15 protein-coding genes and 8 pseudogenes are annotated in these 21906 nt (G+C 24.8%); 13 read left to right on the forward strand and 10 right to left on the reverse strand.

Annotated elements, in window-relative coordinates:
• Positions 1–362: 362 nt before the first annotated feature.
• Together DB723_RS05820 and DB723_RS05485 are read left to right on the forward strand one after the other, a co-directional pair.
• Positions 363–575 carry a plasmid maintenance protein gene (locus DB723_RS05820; RefSeq protein WP_407645345.1) on the forward strand — a complete coding sequence of 71 codons (213 nt, stop codon included), beginning with the start codon at positions 363–365 and terminating at the stop codon, positions 573–575.
• Between the two features lie 2052 nt (positions 576–2627).
• Positions 2628–3039 (forward strand): annotated as a pseudogene (locus DB723_RS05485) (hypothetical protein); the annotation flags it as partial.
• Between the two features lie 22 nt (positions 3040–3061).
• Here DB723_RS05485 and bdr read toward each other — a convergent pair.
• The 3 genes and pseudogenes from bdr to DB723_RS04595 form a co-directional block, all read right to left on the reverse strand.
• Positions 3062–3490, reverse strand: a pseudogene (gene bdr / locus DB723_RS04585) (Bdr family repetitive protein).
• A gap of 79 nt (positions 3491–3569) precedes the next feature.
• Positions 3570–3914 (reverse strand): annotated as a pseudogene (locus DB723_RS05490) (DnaB-like helicase C-terminal domain-containing protein).
• Positions 3915–4329: 415 nt separating this feature from the next.
• The gene (locus DB723_RS04595) at positions 4330–4638 is read right to left on the reverse strand and encodes a DUF226 domain-containing protein (protein ID WP_267128485.1); all 309 of its coding nucleotides are present in this window, start codon (positions 4636–4638) and stop codon (positions 4330–4332) included.
• A gap of 274 nt (positions 4639–4912) precedes the next feature.
• On the opposite strand from DB723_RS04595, the pseudogene DB723_RS05495 reads away from it, so the two are divergent.
• Positions 4913–5533: pseudogene (locus DB723_RS05495) on the forward strand (S2/P23 family protein); the annotation flags it as partial.
• A gap of 1190 nt (positions 5534–6723) precedes the next feature.
• Here the strand turns inward: DB723_RS05495 and DB723_RS05825 are convergent.
• Positions 6724–7348 (reverse strand): annotated as a pseudogene (locus tag DB723_RS05825) (chromosome replication/partitioning protein).
• A 278-nt stretch (positions 7349–7626) separates the two neighbouring features.
• Here DB723_RS05825 and DB723_RS04610 point away from each other — a divergent pair.
• On the forward strand, positions 7627–8364 hold the full coding sequence (locus tag DB723_RS04610; protein ID WP_151553048.1) for a virulence associated lipoprotein: 738 nt from the start codon (positions 7627–7629) through the stop codon (positions 8362–8364).
• Positions 8365–8946: 582 nt separating this feature from the next.
• Here the strand turns inward: DB723_RS04610 and DB723_RS04615 are convergent.
• A complete protein-coding gene (locus tag DB723_RS04615; protein WP_323368338.1) occupies positions 8947–9345 on the reverse strand; it encodes a chromosome replication/partitioning protein in 399 nt (132 codons plus the stop codon).
• Between the two features lie 703 nt (positions 9346–10048).
• Here DB723_RS04615 and DB723_RS05830 point away from each other — a divergent pair.
• Positions 10049–10228, forward strand: a pseudogene (locus DB723_RS05830) (CRASP family complement regulator-acquiring lipoprotein); the annotation flags it as partial.
• A gap of 505 nt (positions 10229–10733) precedes the next feature.
• On the opposite strand, the gene DB723_RS04625 reads toward DB723_RS05830, so the two are convergent.
• The 4 genes and pseudogenes from DB723_RS04625 to DB723_RS04640 form a co-directional block, all read right to left on the reverse strand.
• Positions 10734–11153 carry a chromosome replication/partitioning protein gene (locus DB723_RS04625; protein WP_228459414.1) on the reverse strand — a complete coding sequence of 140 codons (420 nt, stop codon included), beginning with the start codon at positions 11151–11153 and terminating at the stop codon, positions 10734–10736.
• A gap of 121 nt (positions 11154–11274) precedes the next feature.
• A pseudogene (locus DB723_RS04630) lies at positions 11275–11711 on the reverse strand (ParA family protein); the annotation flags it as partial.
• A gap of 138 nt (positions 11712–11849) precedes the next feature.
• Complete coding sequence (locus DB723_RS04635) at positions 11850–12518, reverse strand: virulence associated lipoprotein (RefSeq protein WP_228459415.1); 669 nt, start codon at positions 12516–12518, stop codon at positions 11850–11852.
• A 754-nt stretch (positions 12519–13272) separates the two neighbouring features.
• Positions 13273–13818 carry a P52 family lipoprotein gene (locus DB723_RS04640; RefSeq protein ID WP_151553050.1) on the reverse strand — a complete coding sequence of 182 codons (546 nt, stop codon included), beginning with the start codon at positions 13816–13818 and terminating at the stop codon, positions 13273–13275.
• A 492-nt stretch (positions 13819–14310) separates the two neighbouring features.
• Here DB723_RS04640 and DB723_RS05510 point away from each other — a divergent pair, with 492 nt between their 5' ends.
• The 3 genes from DB723_RS05510 to DB723_RS05710 all read left to right on the forward strand — a co-directional run bounded on the left by DB723_RS05510 (position 14311) and on the right by DB723_RS05710 (position 15107).
• Entirely contained in the window at positions 14311–14571 is a 261-nt protein-coding gene (locus tag DB723_RS05510; RefSeq protein WP_228459416.1) for a hypothetical protein, read from the forward strand.
• A gap of 84 nt (positions 14572–14655) precedes the next feature.
• A complete protein-coding gene (locus tag DB723_RS05705) occupies positions 14656–14925 on the forward strand; it encodes a CRASP family complement regulator-acquiring lipoprotein (RefSeq protein ID WP_267128489.1) in 270 nt (89 codons plus the stop codon).
• A 47-nt stretch (positions 14926–14972) separates the two neighbouring features.
• Positions 14973–15107, forward strand: a complete 135-nt coding sequence (locus tag DB723_RS05710; RefSeq protein ID WP_267128491.1) for a CRASP family complement regulator-acquiring lipoprotein — start codon at positions 14973–14975, stop codon at positions 15105–15107.
• Between the two features lie 202 nt (positions 15108–15309).
• On the opposite strand, the pseudogene DB723_RS05835 reads toward DB723_RS05710, so the two are convergent.
• A pseudogene (locus DB723_RS05835) lies at positions 15310–16079 on the reverse strand (helix-turn-helix domain-containing protein).
• A 353-nt stretch (positions 16080–16432) separates the two neighbouring features.
• On the opposite strand from DB723_RS05835, the gene DB723_RS04655 reads away from it, so the two are divergent.
• The 5 genes from DB723_RS04655 (at position 16433) to DB723_RS04675 (ending at position 21192) form a co-directional block, all read left to right on the forward strand.
• Positions 16433–16807 (forward strand): P13 family porin, encoded by a 375-nt coding sequence (locus tag DB723_RS04655; RefSeq protein WP_267128492.1) that lies wholly within the window; start codon positions 16433–16435, stop codon positions 16805–16807.
• Positions 16808–18196: 1389 nt separating this feature from the next.
• Positions 18197–19237: a plasmid maintenance protein gene (locus tag DB723_RS04660; RefSeq protein ID WP_151553052.1), complete on the forward strand. Its 1041-nt coding sequence runs from the start codon at positions 18197–18199 to the stop codon at positions 19235–19237.
• Between the two features lie 41 nt (positions 19238–19278).
• Entirely contained in the window at positions 19279–19833 is a 555-nt protein-coding gene (locus tag DB723_RS04665) for a DUF226 domain-containing protein (RefSeq protein ID WP_151553054.1), read from the forward strand.
• Positions 19809–20561 (forward strand): ParA family protein, encoded by a 753-nt coding sequence (locus DB723_RS04670; protein WP_151553056.1) that lies wholly within the window; start codon positions 19809–19811, stop codon positions 20559–20561. Before DB723_RS04665 ends, DB723_RS04670 begins: the two co-directional genes overlap by 25 nt.
• Positions 20562–20619: 58 nt before the next feature.
• Entirely contained in the window at positions 20620–21192 is a 573-nt protein-coding gene (locus DB723_RS04675) for a chromosome replication/partitioning protein (RefSeq protein WP_151553058.1), read from the forward strand.
• Positions 21193–21906: the final 714 nt, after the last annotated feature.

Here is a 21906-nt window from a genome sequence, read left to right on the forward strand (position 1 = left end):
TGTGTCTTTTTTTTTTAATGTTCACGCGACCCCCGAGTTCTACACTGTCCTCTTCGTCGGAAGCGTAAGATGTTTATAAGAGAAAGAATTAGTATAGATATTTTAGTTAGATCACTTTAACCTTTTTGGGTTAAAGTTAGAATTTTTGCAAAATTCATAATAAATCTAAGATTTTCCACTTTACTATAAAATATAAATTTATCTTTCCTTTTACAAAAAATTTTGTGTTATTTTATTAATCATAAAAACACATTGTGGATATAATTAATGGAAAATAATTTAAATCAAACAATAAAATTTATAATCCTTGTTTTAACTCTACACGCTATCAATATCATATTTAGTAGATATTCTCAAAAATTATACTTAAATTCTTTAATGAAAATCTTAAAAAAGCTAATCAAATCTCTATTACGCTAAATATACTGAAAAAACACCTTTACAAATTAGAAAAAGAAATAAACATTATAACCAAATTCTATACTAAGAACAATCATGAACTATTGGTTTATTATAAAATGAATTATCCTATGAAAAAGATTTATTTTGAAATAGGCCGACACTTTATAATATAGTCTCGGTTTTTAAAAAAGCTTACAACTTGCCACAACAAGCCAAAATAAAATTATACAAACAAAAATTTTTTTATCCAAAATAATTTGATAATGGTATAAGATTTTAACCCAAGCTTTAGCCCGAAAGGGTAAAACTTTTTTACATAAAAGTCATAAATAACTATTTTCAAATAAAATTAACAAAATAAAAATATATTTAAAGGATGTATAATTACTGATTATAAATAATTTTGGATAACTTTATAAACAATTTTTGGAAAAAATTTAAAAGTATAAATTGTAATAATAGGCCCTATTGTCCCTTAATAATTCTTATTATAACAAGTAGAATACAGAGAGACGCAAAATAGGCGCCGAGACTTATTATAACAGAAGCTATATAAAAGCTACATATAATAAGTCTTATCTATCAAAGCAATAGTAGATATCTTAATAAAATGATTATTGATATGGAAAAACTAGACAAATATCTTTATACACTAGAAAAAGAAATAAAAATAACAACTAACAAATACAATAAGGAGCCTATATATTTAAATTTATTAAACACTTGATTATCCTATACAAACATGTTTTATGAAGATCAAAGAATATTATGAAGATGTTTCTTAATATAACTGATAAAGTTAGAACTTTCTTATCAAAATTGATAAGGGCTTATAATAATTTTCTTTTAAAAAATGGCTACAGCCCCTTATTTTTTACACTTGATTCATTCTGAGCATTTAATTACCCAAACATAATATATTATATACTAAATCGAAATTAAAATCGACACTTATTAATAATAAAATTTTAGAAAAAAAGTCACTAAACATTTAAAAGTAAATACTTTTATATTAAATTTATTTATATTTATATAAACTTTGATTCACGAATAGGAGCAGATGTAATGATTGATTACTCAAAAAATAAAAATAACTATAAATTCCCACAATAAAGTTCAACATAAATTAATAGTTCTTATCTCAACACTAGACTATATAAACAACAAAATCAAAAATACACCCAAGACAACATATTATATAGTATTAATTACTGACACTTTTTCTATTGTTAAATTCTTAATACCTCTACTACCACAAATTTTTCTATGTCAACAGAGCATCGAAAAATCTATTTTTAATAAAATTTAATAAATTTATTTTCCATTTTTGTTATACTCTAAAGCCTATGAAAAAAACATTTAAGCTATTTCGACAAATATCATTAAATATTATTTTTAACCTAAAAACCACATTATCTTATTTCCATAGAAAAGCTCCTATTGATATCCCCCAAAAACATATTCAAAACTAATAAATTTATCTCATACTAAATTTACTTACATTATAGATAGAAAATTCTTTGTAATATTTAGTTTAATATAATGCTTTAGATTAAAAGTTTAATAAAAATTAAAATTGTTTTTAACAATCCAAAACCAATTTTATTATAAACTAAATATATATATATAAAAATTATAAAAAATGTAGTAAAATTACTTTAAAGAGAGTAAAATTAAATTACAGTTTGTTTACAGTTTATTATTAATAATAAACTGTAAACAAACTGTAATGATAAAACAAAAATAATTTTTTACAAAAAATTTACGTGGTCTTTAAAATGTGGAAATTAAATTTTCTAAAAAGAATTTTAATCAACAAAAAACATTTTGAGGAAATGTAATCATAAAAAATTGAGATTTAATTTCCTAATTCTGAAGGCCTTGAATGTAATGTGGCTATAAATGAGCCAAAACATTTTAACTAATTAACTAAAGGTAAAAGAATTTTTTCTGGCAGTATTTGTTTTTATATTGTTTAAAATCAATATTTTATCCTTTAGGAATTAACTTTGGTTTTTAGATTCATATTTTCCTTCTCAAGTTTTTTTGGCTGATTTAAATGCCATTGTCTTAGCCGTTAGCAATATTCTTAGTTAGGTGATTTTCAACGAAAGTAATAGATTAATTAGAAAACTTTTATTAAATGGAAGAAAACAATTTGCATACATTTAAAATGTAGCAATGTATCACGGCATATGTCTTTTAAAGAGTTAAAGATATTAGAAATAAATATATTTGATTTTAGCATTACTACTAAACAACTGAAAATTATTTATTCTTTGATTGCTAAGTCAAAAGAAACACTGCATGAAACCAGATACAACTCTAATTCACAAAACTTCTTTTTAGTTAAAACGCCCTGTGTATTAAAATCTGTACCAAAAGCTCAAATACATCAGGTCATTTGCGCCTTTAAAGCTCAATCAAAGTAATCTAAATTATTATAGAAACAGCTCCAATGAGCTTACATCTACTATTACAAATTTGATTTCAAATTTTTTTAATGAAAATGGGTCTTACAAAAATTTACATAATCTAAAATTATACATTAACGCAAACCTAAAACATCTAGGAATCTATCAAAATACTAACAAATTGCAAAAGCGAATTATATCTAAAATCTTTTTTATTAATTAAGGTAAAAAATTCTTTGTAATTTCTATTTGAAATAGCTGCCAATTAACGACATAATAAAAGGTATTAGAATGGATATAGCAAGAGGCACACCTACTACTGCAATAATACTTATTATTCTATTGCCAACCTTAAGCTTTTCAAAAAAAACTTAGCTGTGCATTTGTAGCTCTTTTTTCATATTCTGTTCTAAAATAGACATATTTTTGGTCATATTCTGCTCCAAGTTGAATATGTCTTTTTGTAAATTCTTTTCCACGTTATCAATCTTAGTAACAAGATTGTCAAACTTTATGCCAAATTGTTTTTCTAAATTTTCTAAATCTCTATACGTTAGCTCATTGTGATAATATCTTTTTGACAAATCTTGAACTATCAGTTGTTTCATACCTAATCGTAGGAACTCTTTATATATTAGTTCTTCAGTAATATTTGTTGTCAAAACCGATTTCATAATTTACATCCACTAATTACATTGTAACACAAATCAAGGCCAAATAACAATATATCTCCAAAATCTACAAATCTAAATTTCAATCCGAAAATTTCATGAATTTGTGAGTAAAGTCTAAATTTGTAATTCCAATAGGACCGTTTCTATTTTTAGCAACTATCACTTTTACTTTAGTCGTGTTATTACCTTCCAAAGTATTCAGATCTTTACGTCTTTCGCTCTATTGATGTAAAATTACAATGTCTGTATCCCACTGCAATGCTGCCGATTCTCCCAAAGTTGTTAAACGGGATTCTACAACCTCAACGCTTCTTGAAACTTGAGATAGAACTATTATTGGAATTTCAAGTTCAAGCACAAGTGCACGTATATTACGACTCAAAAATGCAACTTGCTCAAAACGAGGAATATTATCATGTGACACGGAAATCAAATTGATGTAATCAATGAAAACAAATTTTTACATCAAGGTCTAATTTCATTTGTCTGGCTTAATCTCCTAGCTCGTGTATGTCTTTGCCCTAAGTACTATTAATCCAGAAAGAAAAATTGCTAACCTGAGAAGCTGATTTATGGTAAGCGGCAAGCTTACTTTTACTTAGCAAACTAATATCGTCAATCAGCTTTATTATATTCGACACCCGAATTCATAGACAAAAGCCTCTGGGAAACAGATTTACTTGTCATTTCATATGTAAACTACCCAACACTTAAACTTTGCTCTAAACATATGTTGTGAGCGATATTGAACACAAAAGCCGTTTTACAAATTACAAATTCAAAATTTACGAAGTCGACTACGGAGTAGACTGCGAAGCAAGCTGGGATTCCCCCTTTTCTCAACTTTTTCTGATTGATTTTATATCTATCCACTTAGTTATAATGCCCTCGCCCTCGGGATTTAAATCTCGACCATAAAACTTAAATACTTCTTTTTCTAACTCCATCAAGCGTCCATGTAATTTTTTATGCTCCCTATTATAGAGATTCCGATCCCTAAGCAAATATGCTATGGTGTGGGGATACAAAAACACACCACCCTTTTTAAACCTAAATTCAATAAAATACGATTTGTTAAAAGTTTTAAATATTTTCTTAGAAAAACTACAAACAGAAGTATAATCTCTGTAAAATGGATTATTTCTCACCTTATTGTACCTGTAAAATATGCCTAAAAACGCATCTCCCTTCTTTAGGGGTATAACATAATAAATTTTCTCTCTTTGTTAAGAGAATTTATAAAATAAACACAGAACTTATGCTTCCAGGCCCGCCATCCCTTATAAACATTCATCAACCTTGTATGGTACATGGTTTTATCACCAATAATTTCCTTTTTAAAAAAAGAATAGTTCTAAGGGTATCTGTTTTTTATTAGTTACAACAGCCTTTTCAGGACTTGGTGCTTTTAATGCCCTTTTTCAGATATTTGAATTACTTGCAGGCGGTTATGCTACATGGGCAAAATCTGGCTATTTAAGAGCTATAAAAGATAAACATAACAATTTCATTAAAGATCTTGAAGGACTTAAGTACTCTTATATTTTTTCACCCATCCGATTCAAAAATTATTTATGGTTTAGCTATATTAGCTATATCATTAACGACAATAATTATAAAATATTAGGGCAGAAATACCTATAGCCAAAATAATATCATTTGAATCAACTAAAGAGTTTGAAAAAAATACCAAGTCAAGAACTTAAAATTAAGTTCTGAAGGATTAAATATTGATTTTGAACGATATAGAACTGGTTTTGCCAGAATCGGTTAAAAGAAGTTTCAAAGGAACCTAATTACATTTATTCATATAATTTTGGGGGTTTTGACAATTCATTAACAGATTCTTTTTAACTTTTTTACAAGAAAAGTAAATGTAACTATATACTTGCTTATCTTACTATAAAAGATAAACAAACTAATGAAGATAAAACCTACGAAATACTATTAAATATAAAGTTGTTTAATGACACTGTCAGGTTAATATTTGCCAAGTATTCAAATTTATCAACTAAAAAATTAAAACTTCCTATTGATGAATAATGAAAACTGAACAAAATCTTGAAAAGAAAAGGCAATAATTTTCTTTTCTTTATTTTTTGTTTTATTATGTGTAATTTTTTTACTTTTTTTACAATTTTTTTAACTCGCTGCGGTTGCTCTAACAAAACTTTGAGCTATCTTGGCTATCTTATTCATAATAACAAAAATTGCTGTAGCGCTATAATTCTTTTCATAGAAAAAAAGTGTTTTATACATAAAAACTCTCCAAGAGTTATAGCAAAGTTTATTAATTCCAATTTATGAAAAATTGGAATTAATAGTTTTATTATATGTTTTATTATATTTTGAATTGCATAGTTTCACACAATGCTTAAGAATATCGTAAAGATTTTTGTTTTTATATCCACAAAAAGAGTGGAAAAGTGGGAGTTTATGCTTTCATCTAAAAATTTAAAAAAATTATGAAGCTGGATATAAAGACAAGGAAATTAAAATAAGTACAGAAATCCGCGAATTTTTAAACCTTTTCAATACTGTTAAAATGAAGATAGATCATCATTCTTCGTTTGAAATAATATATTCTATTTTCCATGGATTATATTATTTCATATACAGAATAAGGTGCCTATCCTCATATTAACAATATTGCTGATACTTAAAAAAGTATTTATCTCTGCGCTCTCAATTTAACTTCTTTGTACCTATACTTACTTCTATACTCTTTTATCTTTCTAGATGAGATCATAAGCCCCTCCTATATTTTTTTATATATAAAAGATAAAACAATAAAATAGAATTAAATATTAAATATTTAATTCTATTTAGAATATGAACACTAACATAGTCTTTTTGCTTGTCAGATTTTATTGAAATTTCATTTAATATTTCTTTTATAAATTAAATAAAAATATTGATTTTTGCATAAACGCCATGAGATGTGATTTTTATCTATTTACAAAACTTATACTTTGCCTCAAATTTATTTTAATATCACTATTAGTAGATTCCTTTTCATCATTTTAATTTTCTTTTAACAAATAAACTTAATAACTTATAAAAATAAGCTTAACACAATAAAGTAAAATGATATTTTAGAGATTGAAATTTAGTAAACAAAAAAGCCTGTTATAGGCACACTTACACCGATTCAGTATAATATAGAGGAAAGTATCTATATTATCATTCAAATTAATGAAAATATATTATATAAAATAAATTAATAGCTTAATTTATATTTTTATCTTTTTTTTATTTTCATATTCCATCATAAGACCCTCCAAGATATTCTTTTTTATCTTTAATAATTCCTTCTAAAATAAAAGACGCTCTTTTGACATCTCTTTTACAAAAATCATGAGCTTCTTTATCTTTTATTAAAAATCTAATAGGTATATTTAGACTATCATAATCTTCTTCTCTATCTTCTTTATATGCATATTACGATTTGTTTTTTAGTATATTTTTATATACAGCCGAAAGACCCATTTCTTTAACTTTTTTCAATAGAAATATTCCCCTCTAAAATTTCTTGATAAATTTTTAAATAAATATATATATACTCAGCTTTTAGTAATTACATAAGACTTAATAAACTGTTCAAAACTGGGAAAACCATCATATTTTATAAAGATTTTTTTGCTCAATTTCGTGTAGAATTTTCATTCTTTGAATTTTACTATCAATATCTAATTTTAAATTAAATTCTAACTGTTCTTTTAATTCATTGTAATTTTTTAATTCACAATCTTGATTACTATTTACTTTTTCTATTTGGGTTTCAACTCTTTTATATAAAGTCACTTCCTTTCTATTTTCTTTTTTTCCATTTTTACTCCTATTCTTTAATTTTAACATAAATTACCCTTCCACTATCATACGACCCTCTACTATAAATAATATTTATATTTATTACAATTATTTCAGATGTTTTATAACATTTTGAGCTTTTAAAAATTTATTTTATTTCATAGCGCTTGGAACAGGCGTGACAATATAATTGTTTCATCCATATATTTAATAATATTAATAAATTATTCAATATATAATAGTATTAATATACTATTATATATTGAATCAAATTAATTATTTAATTATAATAAAGAAAGAATGACTCATATTCAAGGAGAATATTTATGAAACATCATATAATTGTATACATATTTGTTTTTCTATTTTTAAATGCTTGTTATCCAGTTACCCCTAATAAAGGGACATTAAACCCTAAAACAGATGCGAGTCCCACTCAAAAAGAAGACCTAAATAAAAAAACAACAAATACACTACTTAATAATTTAACCAACTTAATAGAAACAGCTAACGCACATAAAGAAAAATATATAAAAATGGAAGAACCTTCGGATAAATATGGAATGACGGTTTTTCAGTATATAAGATGGGACTCGGATCCAAAAGAACGTTTATCCAGCAATACCGAAAGATCTATAAAATATAGAAAACAAGTTTATACTATTTTAAATGTTGCTATTGATACTAATGAATTAAAGATATTTTCGGCTGTGACAAGGCGGCTTGACGATCCAGCCAGAATTTTTGAGTTCTTTACAGACCTTGGAGATATTCTTGAAGAAGTAACTGATCATTTATACCCTAAAAAAGATACTCTAGACAAACTAGACACTTCAGATCTAGAAAAGCTTAAAAATTCTCTTGAAAAAATATTATCTATAATAGAAATTGTCTCAAAAATGTCAAAACAACTCTTATTAGATTACCAAAATGATAAAAATTCTATAAAAACAGATTTCGATAATCTTGAATCTCATGTGGATACATTTTGCAATCAATTTGCAGAAAAAGTTAAAGACGCAGAAAAGCTAAAAACGATCATATTATCAATTAATAAATTTTAAAAGTTTAGTCATTTAAATTTATTAACAATTTAAAAACTATAATCCTATATATTTGGGTAAATGGGTTTTATCGGCAATTTTTTTTAGTCTAAATATTGCCTTATTTATACTGAAAAATCCTCTAATAAATATAGTAAAAAGTATATTCAAACCTCGTATTTCTAAATCAAAAATTATAAAAATAGCTCTTGTTTCGTTCCATGATAGCTTTGTAGATTATTTTAGAACGGCCATACAACAAAGTATGATCTACAAATGCTTTTACTTCAGGCAATCTCTGTCTTAGTTTTTATTCCTTATAGGAACAAAATTTAAGATTGCATTTACATCTCTATTATACAAAATAGCGCTTCAAATTCGGGACTTACTAAAAATTATTTTTAAGGGTTTTCAAACAAGACTTAAAGCCTTTAAAAATTGAACACTAAAATTATTTAGAAAATCATTAAATGAATAATAATTCCACCGATAACAATCATCCACAACAAATTTCAAAGGGTATTCCTTTTGGCTAGCCCTGCAAACTTTTATACTCTTTCGTAAACGCTTTTAATAAATCTTTTTTATCTGTAAAAACCCTATCTAAAAAGCAATTAGTAAATTTGACATTTTTACCATAAAAATTAGAACTTTCCCAATTTTTAGTTTAAATCTTACTATCTTTATTGAATTTTCTTTTACCCCGCTTTTATCTATGTTGGATTTCTTAATTCTCTTATATGTTTCCACAAATCCGAATTGCTTAATTTCCTCTACTTTTAAATCACCCGACAATACTTTCTTATAAAGTCTTAAATATACGAATGCCTGACTCCTGGCTATGACAAATTTTTTAAGAAAATCTTCAAATTTTTTGTATCCATCAAATTGATAAAGTTTTTTAGTCCTTATTTTATATAAAATCTCCATTAATTCAATTTTATTATTTACTTTATTTATAGTAATTCTTCTTATTTGATTTTTATAACTTTCGTACTCTATTTAATCATCTTTATCATAACAATTTTTAAATTGATTAACACCAGTTTTTCCCATTATTTAGAATAATTTTCTTTCACTCTTTCCTAGACATTATTCCCTACTTTATTTTCAAAAAAGTGTGTTTAGCATACTTTTAGTATTTTTATAATGCTTCCTGAACTTCTTTATAATACATTGCCTCAATATTGGGTTCTTTTAGCTCATTAATTAAGACTTTAATATAATAAAAGAAACTGTTTAGTATAGCCGACACTATTGCTACTAATAATAGTTATTATTATATATTACTCACTGTAAACTAATTAGATTGTTTACATCAAAAAAAGAAAATTGAAATAGCCTTGGAATTTCAGCCGACGCATTGGATGAGAGAATATTCTGTTATTTGGCCTTGATTTATGTCCAGTATATTTAGTACGTGGATAAATTATAGAAATTGGTTAGTTTTACAAAAAAATTGGCTGAAAAACAAATATACAAAAGTTTCTTGTGACTTAAGCATGGAACAATTAATAGTGTGTAGGATTTGTCAAAAAAGAACTGTAAAAAATTGAGAGACAATTTTTTATAAAGGCTTGGGGCAAATGCAGAATCCAAATCTTTAGAATAAACATTACCCTAGCTATTGATAATAATAAATTAAAGAACTTTTCAGAAATGCTAACAACATAATCCCAAATGCTGAGGGTATAACGCCCTTAACAACATTGGGGTTATTTTTGAAGACGTAATTTTTTGCTTACATTCCAAAAAAGAAAATCCAAAAGCGCTGATGATTCCAAATTTAAAGAAGATTAAAAATCTGTTTGAACAATTTTTATATGCAAAACAAATAGCCTCAAAAATACCATACCAACTTTTACTAGATTATCAAAACAATTAAAATCTAAAAACAGATATAAATAAGCTTGGATCTTATGCAAAAACAATTTGCTACCAAATGAATAAAAAAATTAGAGAAGCATACTACATGGAAGTAAAGATATATTTAATAATGTCAAATAGCCTTTAAGTTATGTGTTGGAATTGCCATAATACTTTATACAAAAAAATATTAAAAAGTATTTATTAAATCTAGAGATCAGCAATTACCACAACTTCATTAGTTAATAATAGGAATTATCACTTTGATTAATCTTATAATAACAAATAAATTGTAAAAAAGGATTTAAAATAAGTAACAACCAATATTTGCAATATTATTACATTAATTCATTATTTAAATAATAATGACAATGTGCAGTATACTTGATCTTTGGAATAAGATTCCTTAAATCTATCATACCCTGACTTTAACTAAAATTTCATTATTCTTTTTTATTATATTTAGATTCTTCTTCTAACTTTTTTATTTTTTTGGACTATCACAATCTTCTTCTCCATCTTCTCTATATGCATATGACAATTTGTTTTTTTATTATATTTTTATATACAACCGAAAGACCCATTTCTTTAACTTTTTCAATAGATAATATTCCCCTCGAAAACTTCCTGATAAATTTATATATATACGCCTGGCTTTTAGAAATTACATAAGACTTATTAAACTGCTCAAAACTGTAAAAACCATCATATTTATAAAGATTTTTTTGCTTAATTTCGTGTATAATTTTCATTCTTTGAATTTTAATATCAATATCTAATTTTAAATTAAATTCTAAATGTTCTTTTAATCCATTGTAATTTCTTAACTCAAAGCCTTGATTACTATCTACTTCTTCTATTTGGGTTTCAGCTCTTTTATATAAAGTTGCTTTCTTTTTATTTTCTTTTTTCCCATTTTTACTCCTATTTTTTATTTTTAACATAAATTACCCGTCCACTACCATACGACCCCTCTCTATAAGTAATATTATAGTCAGCACAAATTTTAACTATAAAAAAAATGTTTTTCAAAGTTTCTTTGATTTCTTTATAATATATTTCTTTTTAAGACGGTTCTAATCTTTTGTTTATAAGAATTTTTATACTATTATAAAAATGTATCTTGCCTTTGATATTTTTTGTATTTTTTATAAATCAAGCCTTCTACTTCTTTAAGAATATTTCTATTTTTTATAAACTGGTTTTCTACAATAGAAATATTGTATATTTTCTTTCTATATCTTGTAATATCATTAATAACATTAATTAAAATGTTAAAACTTTCTATTGACTACATCTCTGATCGAACTGGAATTACAATATAATTTGCAGTATTTAAAGCATTCTTTAAAAGAAAATTTGAACCAGGAGAAGTATCTAACAAAATATAATCAAAATCATCATTTACTATATTTGCATTTAAATAATATTCTAAAAAGGTTTATTTCGTGGGTTCCTGAATTGAATTTTTCTAACATAGGATGAGAAGGAATTATATATATCTAGTAAAAATAGTATAAGAATTTTTAAACCAAAAATAATATTAATAACAACAGTAATAGTTGCTCAAATAATTAAAATATTTTTTCCATATAAGCTTAAATATATAAGCTTAAATTATTGTTAATAAATTAAAAAAGCTAAACATTAAAGCTATATGTTGACATTATAAACTCTTGTAGCTTTTCTGCTTCGTCAGCTTTTTCTTTAAATTGATTGCCAAGTTTCATTAAATAAGATTCAAGCTCATTAGTATCTGTTTTTATAAAATCTTTATTATTTTCATAATCTAATATAAGTTGTTTTGACATTACTGAGACACTTTCTACTGTAGATAATATTTTGTCAAAAGAATTTTTAAGTGTCTTTAAGTCCGCAATATCTAGTTTATTTAGCTTATCTTTTTTGGAATACAAGTGGTCACTTACTATGTCAATAACGCCTCCAAGATCACTAAAAGCGTTAAATATATCTTCTAAGGGCACTCTTTTATTTGTAACAATAATATCTGAGAATTCCTTTAATTCATCAATATCCAGGGCACTTAAAATAGTATAGGTATGTCTTCTAAATCTTGCAGATCTTTCGGTATTGTCAGATATCCCTTCAGTACCCCCTCCCCAATTCAATCTCTTGAAAGCTGCCATTCCGTACTGATCTTCGGGTTCTTTTTCCATTTCTTTTATATATTTTCCTTTATATGCATAAGTTGTTTCTATTGAATCTCTTAAATGATTAAGTAGTGAATTCTTTGTTTTTATATTTAGGTCTTCTTCTATGCTAGTAGAGCTTATTAGATGGATACTCACTATCGTCTTGATTGGTGCTAGAATCTGGCCTGCAAGCCAAAAATAGTTGCAATTATATGGTATTTCATAAATGCTCTCCTTTATATAATTTCATATTTATTTATAATAAGTATAAATAAATGTTTAATTTGATTTAATATTTACTATTTTTTTAAAAAAAATTTAATATTTATTAAAAATTAAACTTTTTTTAGAATTTATTCTATATATCCTTGATTAATTTTACCAAATTTACTCATCCTAATAATAGGATATTTCACTTGTGAATTAGATTCTTAATGTTTATTATTTAAAAATTCAAAAACTTTGGAGCATAAATAATTTTTAAAACATTTAAAGTATTTATAAGGTACTTATATAAAGCAAACAATATTTCTCGCTTGGTTACTTTTATCATTTATACTTTTTATTATTTTCTATTTGATTATAATATTGTAAAAAATTGGGATTAGTAAATGTGCTTATTTATAAATTAGTTTTATAATATCTTTTATAAAAACTTAATTTTTCTATTTATAAAATCCGTATGTTTTATTCCTGTTTTTTTAATTTCTATTCTATGATTTTCATTTTTTTATCAAAAAAATTATAAATAATAAAATACAAAGCAAACACAATATTAAAAACAAAACACACGCAAAATGCTGTTAGTTTTAGCATTATAATCTTTATTTATTAATCAATTAGTTTTTACATAGAATAAAAACACTAATACTAAAAATTACCTTAAAATTAATAGATGATATTAATCATCTTAAAGTATCCTTTCTATTTCTTTCTTCAACTTAAAATATTGTTGATCAATAGTCGGCTTGGACACAACAACATTATATTCATATGAATTTTCACCAGAATACTTAATATCTGGAGAATATAATTCCCTTATACATGAATACAACCAATAAACTTCACCTTTAAATCTATTATTATGATCATTTTTTACTCTACTAAATAATCTAATCAATTCTCTAGATCGCTCAGAGCCTAAATCTAAAAAGAATTTATTGAAATAGTTCTCATTATAGTCAAGCAATGGGGGTACGTCGGGATAACTACCATCTTTTAAGCTAAAGAGAGTCTTCTCTATATCATCCAGTAAACGATGTTCAGCTGCATATAATTTTAAATTAGAAAATTTGCCTTCAGTAATAATAATATCATCAGCATGCATGCCACAATTTTCTAAATTATTAAAATTGTCAAAAAAAGCTTTAACGGCTTGCTCTTGTTTATAGGGTAAATAACAACCCAATAAAGCTACGGCCAATATTATTATACAAATTCCAAACAAAGTCTTCATATATACTCCTTGCCCATCTTAATACCAAAATAAACTATATAAGTTTATCAAAACACTATTATTGCTAAACTTAAAAAGTTCTACTAAGATGCTTGTATTAGTACAAATAAACATAATACGCAAGTTTACATCAATTTTATCTTTTATCAAGACTTGTTAAACACCAAATATTATATTGATTTATAGAAATTAAGTATCTAAATAATATTTTTATAAAATAAAAATATTATTTAAAGAATATCCATAGACCACCAAATAAGAATTATTCTATAAAAATTAATATTATAAGAGCATAATAATTACACTTAATAAAAAAATTAATAAAACACATATAAAAATAATATAAAACTTCTCACAATAAAAATATTGTCATGATTCTTACACTGTTTTATTATTCTAAATTAAATAAGATATTATATTAGATTTAATTTAATATTGTTTTATATTTAATATTGGATTTTAAATTTAAGATTTTAATTAAGAAGAATATTTATGAAATATAACATTATTGCGAGTTTATTTGTTTTTCTATTTTTAGCCTACAATCCAGATTTTAACACTAATCAAAAAAATATAAAGTATCAATCTAGTAAAAAAAGAGTAAAATTCAATAAAAAAGGATTAAAGCCTAAAACAAAAACAAGCTTAAATCAAAAAGAAGTCCTAAATCAAGAAGCAAACTACAAAAAAGAAGAAGACATTAATAAAAAAACAGAAAACGCACTGCTTAATGATTTAAGAAATTTAATATAAACAGCTAAAAAAGATAATGCTCAATATGTACAAAAGTTAAAAGAAGAATCTTTAAGCCAATATGGAATACTGGCTTTCAAAGATTTGTTCTGGCTAGACGGAACAGGTGAACAGTTATCCTCAAATACCGAAAAATCTAAAGCCTATAGAAAACGGGTTTATAGCATCTTAAATACTATTAATGATGATGCCTTAAAGAATTTTTCAGAAATTGTAATGGCATCAGGACAAACACAAGGCATATTTAACATCCTTAACTCCCTTGGGAATGCTTTTGAAGAGATGGTTGATTTCTTCTATCCCAAAAAAAGACAACCTAGGAAAATTAGGGACTTCGGTTTTAAAAAAGCTTAAAGATTCTTTGGAAAATTTTTAGAGAGAAAAAAATCGCTTCAGAAATGATGCATAAACTCTTATTAGACTATCTAAATAATACAAATCGCATACAAACAGATGAAAATGAACTTAAATCTTATGCAGACACACTTTTCAATCAAATGACAAAAAACAGAAGAAGCACTAAAGCTAAAAAATGACATATGCTCAATAAAGAACCTTCAATTTATATATTGAAATTGTTATAATGCAAAGACCTATCTTTTATTAAAGATAGGTCTTATGTTGTTAACTACTATTTCCAAAACAAAGATTATAAATAGCTTTTTACTTTATTCAGTGCCAGCTTTTTATCTCTACAAGAACGGTTGTCCACCAGAGAATAATCCCGCAAGCTTTACTTCAGGCAATTCTTACTTTAGTTTTTATTTCTTTATAAGAATACGCCTTAAGATTTAGAGTTGCATTTATATCTCTATCATACAAAGTGCTACAACTACTGCAAATCCTCAATAGTATAACTTAATTTTAGAGTCATATTTTAATACCGCAATTACTACATAGTGCACTTTATGGAGAATATCTATCTACTTATTCAAAGAAGATTCGTGCCACTCGATTTATACGATAATCGTCCCCCAAATTCATAACCTCCTCAATCATTAATGTTTTTCCAAACATTCCTTTCTGAATGTCTTTAATTACTACGGTCTCTATTGTTATGTTTTTATAATTATTATCCACAAAGTAAAAAAGCAATTTATCAAAAAGACTTTTCTTTGATTTGAAATTTTCTTATGCAACTTGGCAACTCTTAATCTAGATTTATCCCTATTAATAAGCCCTCTTTTTGTTTTTTAAATAGTTTCCTTTGATATTTTTTAAGCCTGTTCTCCTTTGTTTAATTTCTCTGAAAAAATTTATTATATGTAGAGTTTAATTCAAGTTGAAAATTACAAAGAGTTAAACTATCAATTCCCCTAAAAATGAAAATTCTACTTTTATGCTTACTTGGATTAAGAATGAGGCTTTTCTTATTTTTTTCATAATAATCCCTCTCATCACTTAACATTTTGTTATACAAAAATCTTACAAATCCAAATACTTTTGAAAAATTTCTTTCGATTGGCGCTAGAATATATTCTGCGCTTATAAGCTTGATTGGCGCCCATATTCATACTATTTTTAGTATCTCATACTCAATCATATGTGACACATGAGCTAACTTTTAATAATAAACCCTATTAATATCATTAAAAAACATGCTCCAGAACCAAAATAAGCCTATTTGTTAACAAAATCATCTTATTAACCCAAATTTCATAGAAATTATAGCTCAAGTATTCTTTGAAAGTTTTTGAAAAATTACACTAATATTTATTGATAATATAAATTATAAAATTTATTGGGAGGGAATATCAATATGAAAAAAATTTTAACATTGATATTAATTTTTAGCTTAACAATACAAATCTTTGCAACATAAGATAAGCTTGAAAAAAGTGTTGGGAATATTGAAACTATTATGAAATATCAAAGCGAACAAGCAACTATACTAGCACCATTCCTTTTGAATTTATTTTTGACTTTAGGAATAGGATCCTTTGTCCAAGGAGATTATATTGGTGGTGGCGCAGTGCTTGGAACTCAGTTATTAGGAGGAATACTTTGTATAGCTGGAAATATTCTTGGCCATACAGATGATGAAGCAAAAGCAACAATCGGGCACATAATAACAACGATAGGAGTAGGCACGATTATAGCATCCCACATAACATCACTTATTATTACATTTACAAATAAACATAATACAAATCTTAAAAAAAGACTCGGAATTGATATTGCGGGCTTTGAACCTAATTTTGAGATTGGAATAAACGGATTCCAACTGTCGTTTTAAAAAAACTACTAAATAAAACCTAATACTAGAGCTTAAAGAAATTCTCTCTCTTATACAAGAAGATCTTTAAGGCCTACAATTGTAAATGGCTCAATTTAAAATTAAAATCAACTTATCTTTATATAAAATTAGAATTTACCTAATTCTTAGAACATACACCACTATTTCTAAATCTTAAGCTCTAAAGAGCACAAAAAAGCTGTACTATTGGTTAAATAGAAAATACGCAATTAAAAATGTTTGGGGTAAACAAAGCTGCTGAAGTGTGTTCACAGTATGACTCGATATAAAAAAATCACGTCAAAAAATTAAAAAATAAATTGGCCCATTTAAAAGACATAAACACTTTAAAATTGTTTAAGTTATATTTTAAATTATATAATTATATTAAATAACACCTTTTTAAAAGATATATACCCCCCGATTTTTTGATTTTTACTAATATCGTTCTTTGCTTTTAACAATGTCTTTTATTTGATCTTAATTAATACATATTTTCCAACTAAAGAAAAGATTCTTAACTTTTATAATCATTATTAATAGATATAAAATATCATGTTCAATATTATATTAAAGCATATAACTAACATTTACATTTTTATATAAGCAACTCTAATAAGGCCAAATAGTCAATACAATATATTTGAGCTTCAGAATTATTTTAATTATTTTTTTGTAAATTTGCTGCAAGCCCTGCACATTAAATGATCCTTAATCAACACTGTTTGTAAAAAATTAAGTTGTAACAAGGCAAGTTGTTTTACTTTCAATAAGCGTAAAAATTGAAAATTGAGTAAGTTCAATATCTAAATTATGCTTATCAATACTATTGTCAAATTAAATTACTATTTAATTAAAATTTAAATATTTATACCCATATCCTTAAAATTTTTGACAATGTTATTTAATTTTTTTAAAAACTTATCTGGACTTTTAAAAATTTACCTCCCTTTTATTGAATTTTCAAAATCTAAATTTAGATTATTATTAATAAACAAATTTTTCTCATATTTTTATTCTTTAATTTAGTATATGTGTAAAAAATATCAAAAACTATTTTTATTGCCTTTTAAACAAAAAATTTTTGTAAAAGCTCAGGGCTTATATAGGTTCTTTGGTCATAGAACTAATATAAGCCCTGCTTGCCTCTCATAAAATGATCAAAAATAAATAGGTAGTTAATATGAAAATATTTTTCTACACTAATTGTAGTATAGCTCAAATTAGAATTAAAATCAATTTGTCTTCATGCTAAATTGTAATCTTCCTAATTATAGACATTACAACAAATTATTAATTTTTATGATTTTTTTATAAAAGTATTTGCTTTTATTTAAATACTGTGCTATAAATGTATTTATAAAAATCAAAATAACTAGGAGTAATAATATGCAAAATACATTTATCAACCACAAAAACACATCCAGCCAGAATAAATTACAACGTAAGTTAATAGTTTTTATCTCAACGCTAAAATATATAAACAGTAAATATAAAAAATATACCCAAAGTAATATACTTTACTACTTTAATGAAAATTTAAAAAGAAATGGACAACCAACTGTTAAACTAAAAACAATGCAAAATTATCTTTATAAATTAGAAAAAGAAATAAAAGTAACAACCAACTACCATAAACATTTGGGAATAAATTTAGGAACTGAAATTTATTACAAACTTAATTATCAAAAAAAAGAATGCTACCTTAAAATCAATCAACACTTTAAAGAAAAAAAAGATATAAGATTCCAAACAAGAGTCAACAAATACCTTAAAGACAAATTTACTAAAGAGGGGAATCTGAATTTAAGGGAATGTAATAGTAGTAATAATAATAATAAAGAAGAAGAAATAAGAAATAATCAAATAGAAAAATATCAAATAAAAAAATATTTCAATAAATGTAATTTTTTATCCAAAGAAGCCATTTCTATTTTAAACTTAAACATTAGTAAAGATAAAACAATTAAAATAATAAAAATAGTAAAAAAAATTGAAACTAGCTTAACAAAAAATAAAAATAAACTTTATTTTAACAAAAAAGAAGAAATATTGAAAAAAATACTAAACGAAACTCATAGACAATTTAAAAAAAAGGGATATGATGATGAACAATTGAAAATCCAAATTGAAAACGTATACAAAAATTACAAAAATAAGCCACACTTCATAATAGAAAACAAAAAATACAAAGACCTAGAAAAAATAAAGCTTAAACTAGAAAAATCAACTGAAATCAAAAAAGAAAATCATATAAAAATAAATATTTTCAACATACTAATAGAGCAATTAAAAAAAGAATTTGAAATAAAAAGCTTAAAGCCAATTATAAAAAATTATCTAAATAGCAAAAAAAAACTAGAATATAACAAAGTGTTTAATATTTATTATTATGAATTATTAGAAACCATAAAGAAAAAAATAGCCTGAACAAAAAATCGTTAAACAAAGACATCGTATAAGGATAGTAAATGAAAAACATCATAAAATCCATAAAAATAGAAAAACCAATAATTAAATGCAAAAATAAAGATCGTTTTATAAAGATTGAAAAAAAAAACAATAAAACAATGTACCATACAAAAATAATGATGGACATTTATAAACTAGGAATCGATAATAAAAGAAATGAATGTCGTATATCATTAAGAACACTATTTAATCAAATGAAAGTTGAAGAAGTTCGTTTGTATTCTATAAAAGAAGGGGACAAATTTTTAGGTATTTATTACGGATATAGAAAACCTATAAAAAACATTTTCGTAAAATACGAAATGAATGGAACTAAAAAGTCATATGGATTATCAAAAGCATATTACATAGAATTTAGATTTAAAAAAGGGAGCGTTTTTTGTTACTTTAAAGGGTTATTTCGTTTATTTAAAAAAGAAAAAGAAAATACACCATATAATATGGCTTGTATTGATATGTTCACAAAATTAGAAAAACACGTATATGAATTTTATGGTAAAAAATATCCAGAAAAAGGAATAATTATAAGATGGATAGAAAAAAATCAAAAGTAATCACAGTTGCAAGTCTTAAAGGGGGTGTTGGTAAAAGCACAAGCTCAATAATACTTGCAAATCTATTATCGCAAAAGCACAAAGTACTTTTAATCGATACAGACGATCAAGCCGCTACCACAAGCTATTATTATAATGAATTGGAAACAAAAAATTTCGATGTATCTAAAATAAACATAGGAAATGTTATAAAAGATGAAATAGATATTAATAAAAGCATTATTAATGTTGAAAATAACATAGCTTTGATACCGAGTTATATAACAGTTGACGAATTAAATGGAGAGTATTATTATAACAACCGACACCTTCCTATTGAATTTTTATTAAAGACGAAATTAAATTCCATAGCAAATAACTATGATTATATTATAATTGATACTAACCCCAAAAGAAATTTTACACTAAAGCTCTCCTTAATTAGCAGTCATTATGTAATATCCCCAATGACGGCAGAAAAATGGGCAGTTGAAGGATTTGAAACATTAAGAAGATATATAAAAGAAGTTGCTGGAATACCAATATTTATTGTTATTACAAGGTTTAAAAAAAATGTTACCCACAAACAATTAATGGAAATAGTGAGCCTGAAAAGTGGGTTTTTGGGATATATAAGTGAAAGAGAAGATTTAAATAAAAGAATAGGGTGTAATGAAAAATTTGATTTTTCAAAAGATTACATTATTGAATATAAAAAAATATTGGAAGTTTTTTTAGGAAAATTATAAGAATTGACAAACTTAATAAGTCCGGCATGCCGGACTTATTGGACATAAGGGCGAAAATATGAATAAAAAAAGCATTAATTTAAAAATTAATAAAAGAATTTCAGAAAATAATTTAAATTATTTTCTTGATCAAAGCAATGAAAATCAAAGAAAAGAGGAATTTGAACGATTAATTACACAATTAAAAAATAATATTAAATCAGAAATATATAATGTTATTGATACAATGAAAATTCTTAAGAAAATAAATGATAAGAAGCTCTATTTAGAAGGAGAATATAAGTCTTTTAAAGATTTTTTATCAGATTTTAAATTAGCAAAAACACAATCTTATGAATATATAAAATTAGCTGCTGCAGTTGAGGCGGGGATACTAGAAGAAAATTTTATTACCAATAATGGAATAAGGGCCTCTATAAGATATATTAAAAATAAATCAAATGGCACAATAAAAAAATCAAAACAAAATCCAATAAAACCGCTAAGACTTCAGCTTAAAAACCAGGAAAGTTATACCTTTTATAAAAGTAATTCTAGGTTTGCAAGTTTTATAATGGATGAGATTTTTGAAAATCAAAAAGATTTTCTTAACAAACTTTTAAAAAGATATAAGGAATCAAAAAGACAATAAGAAAATTTTATAAGCAATTTAATTTTTAATATTATTAAAATAGAAAATATAAATTTAGAGATTGTGAATAAATGATTTCTATATATAAGAATATACATAGACAACCAGAAATCTAAAAGATCGTTTTCTAAGTAGCAAAGTTTTATGGATATAAAGTATTTGGGAAAAATTAAATATTATCAGCGAAAAAGGCAAGTCGAATCCAATTAAAAATAAATTGTCCAGTAATAAGCAACGAAGAGCGTTTTTAATTTTGATCATAATATATTTTACAAAGAAACATGCTTAATAAACATGGCGCAATAAGTTGGGAAATATTTTGATTAGCAAAAATGTGTTTTAAAAATCAATAGTGAGACGAACACTTAAAAATATTTTAAAAGGAATAAGCTTTTAAAGGAAATTTATATGTGCTTGAAAACAAGGATTTGAATAATTTATGATTTAGAGATAGAAAATTTATTAAAACAAACGATTAACTATTTAAAAAATGGGCGAATTAGAAACTTTAGCAGGGGCAATAATAAAATAAGGATGTTCTGTTAATGGCGGCGTTATAGGACCCCAGAGACTAACAAGGACCATTATTAATTATATAAATGCTGTTGTTTTAAATATTAAATATTTTCTAGAATCTGTATTCAAGTATTAATTTAGAAATTAAAACCAATGAGTTTGTTATGAATCTGGAATTCGTTTTGTTAACTTTGGCCC

This window comes from Borrelia maritima, assembly GCF_008931845.1.
GTDB lineage: Bacteria > Spirochaetota > Spirochaetia > Borreliales > Borreliaceae > Borreliella > Borreliella maritima.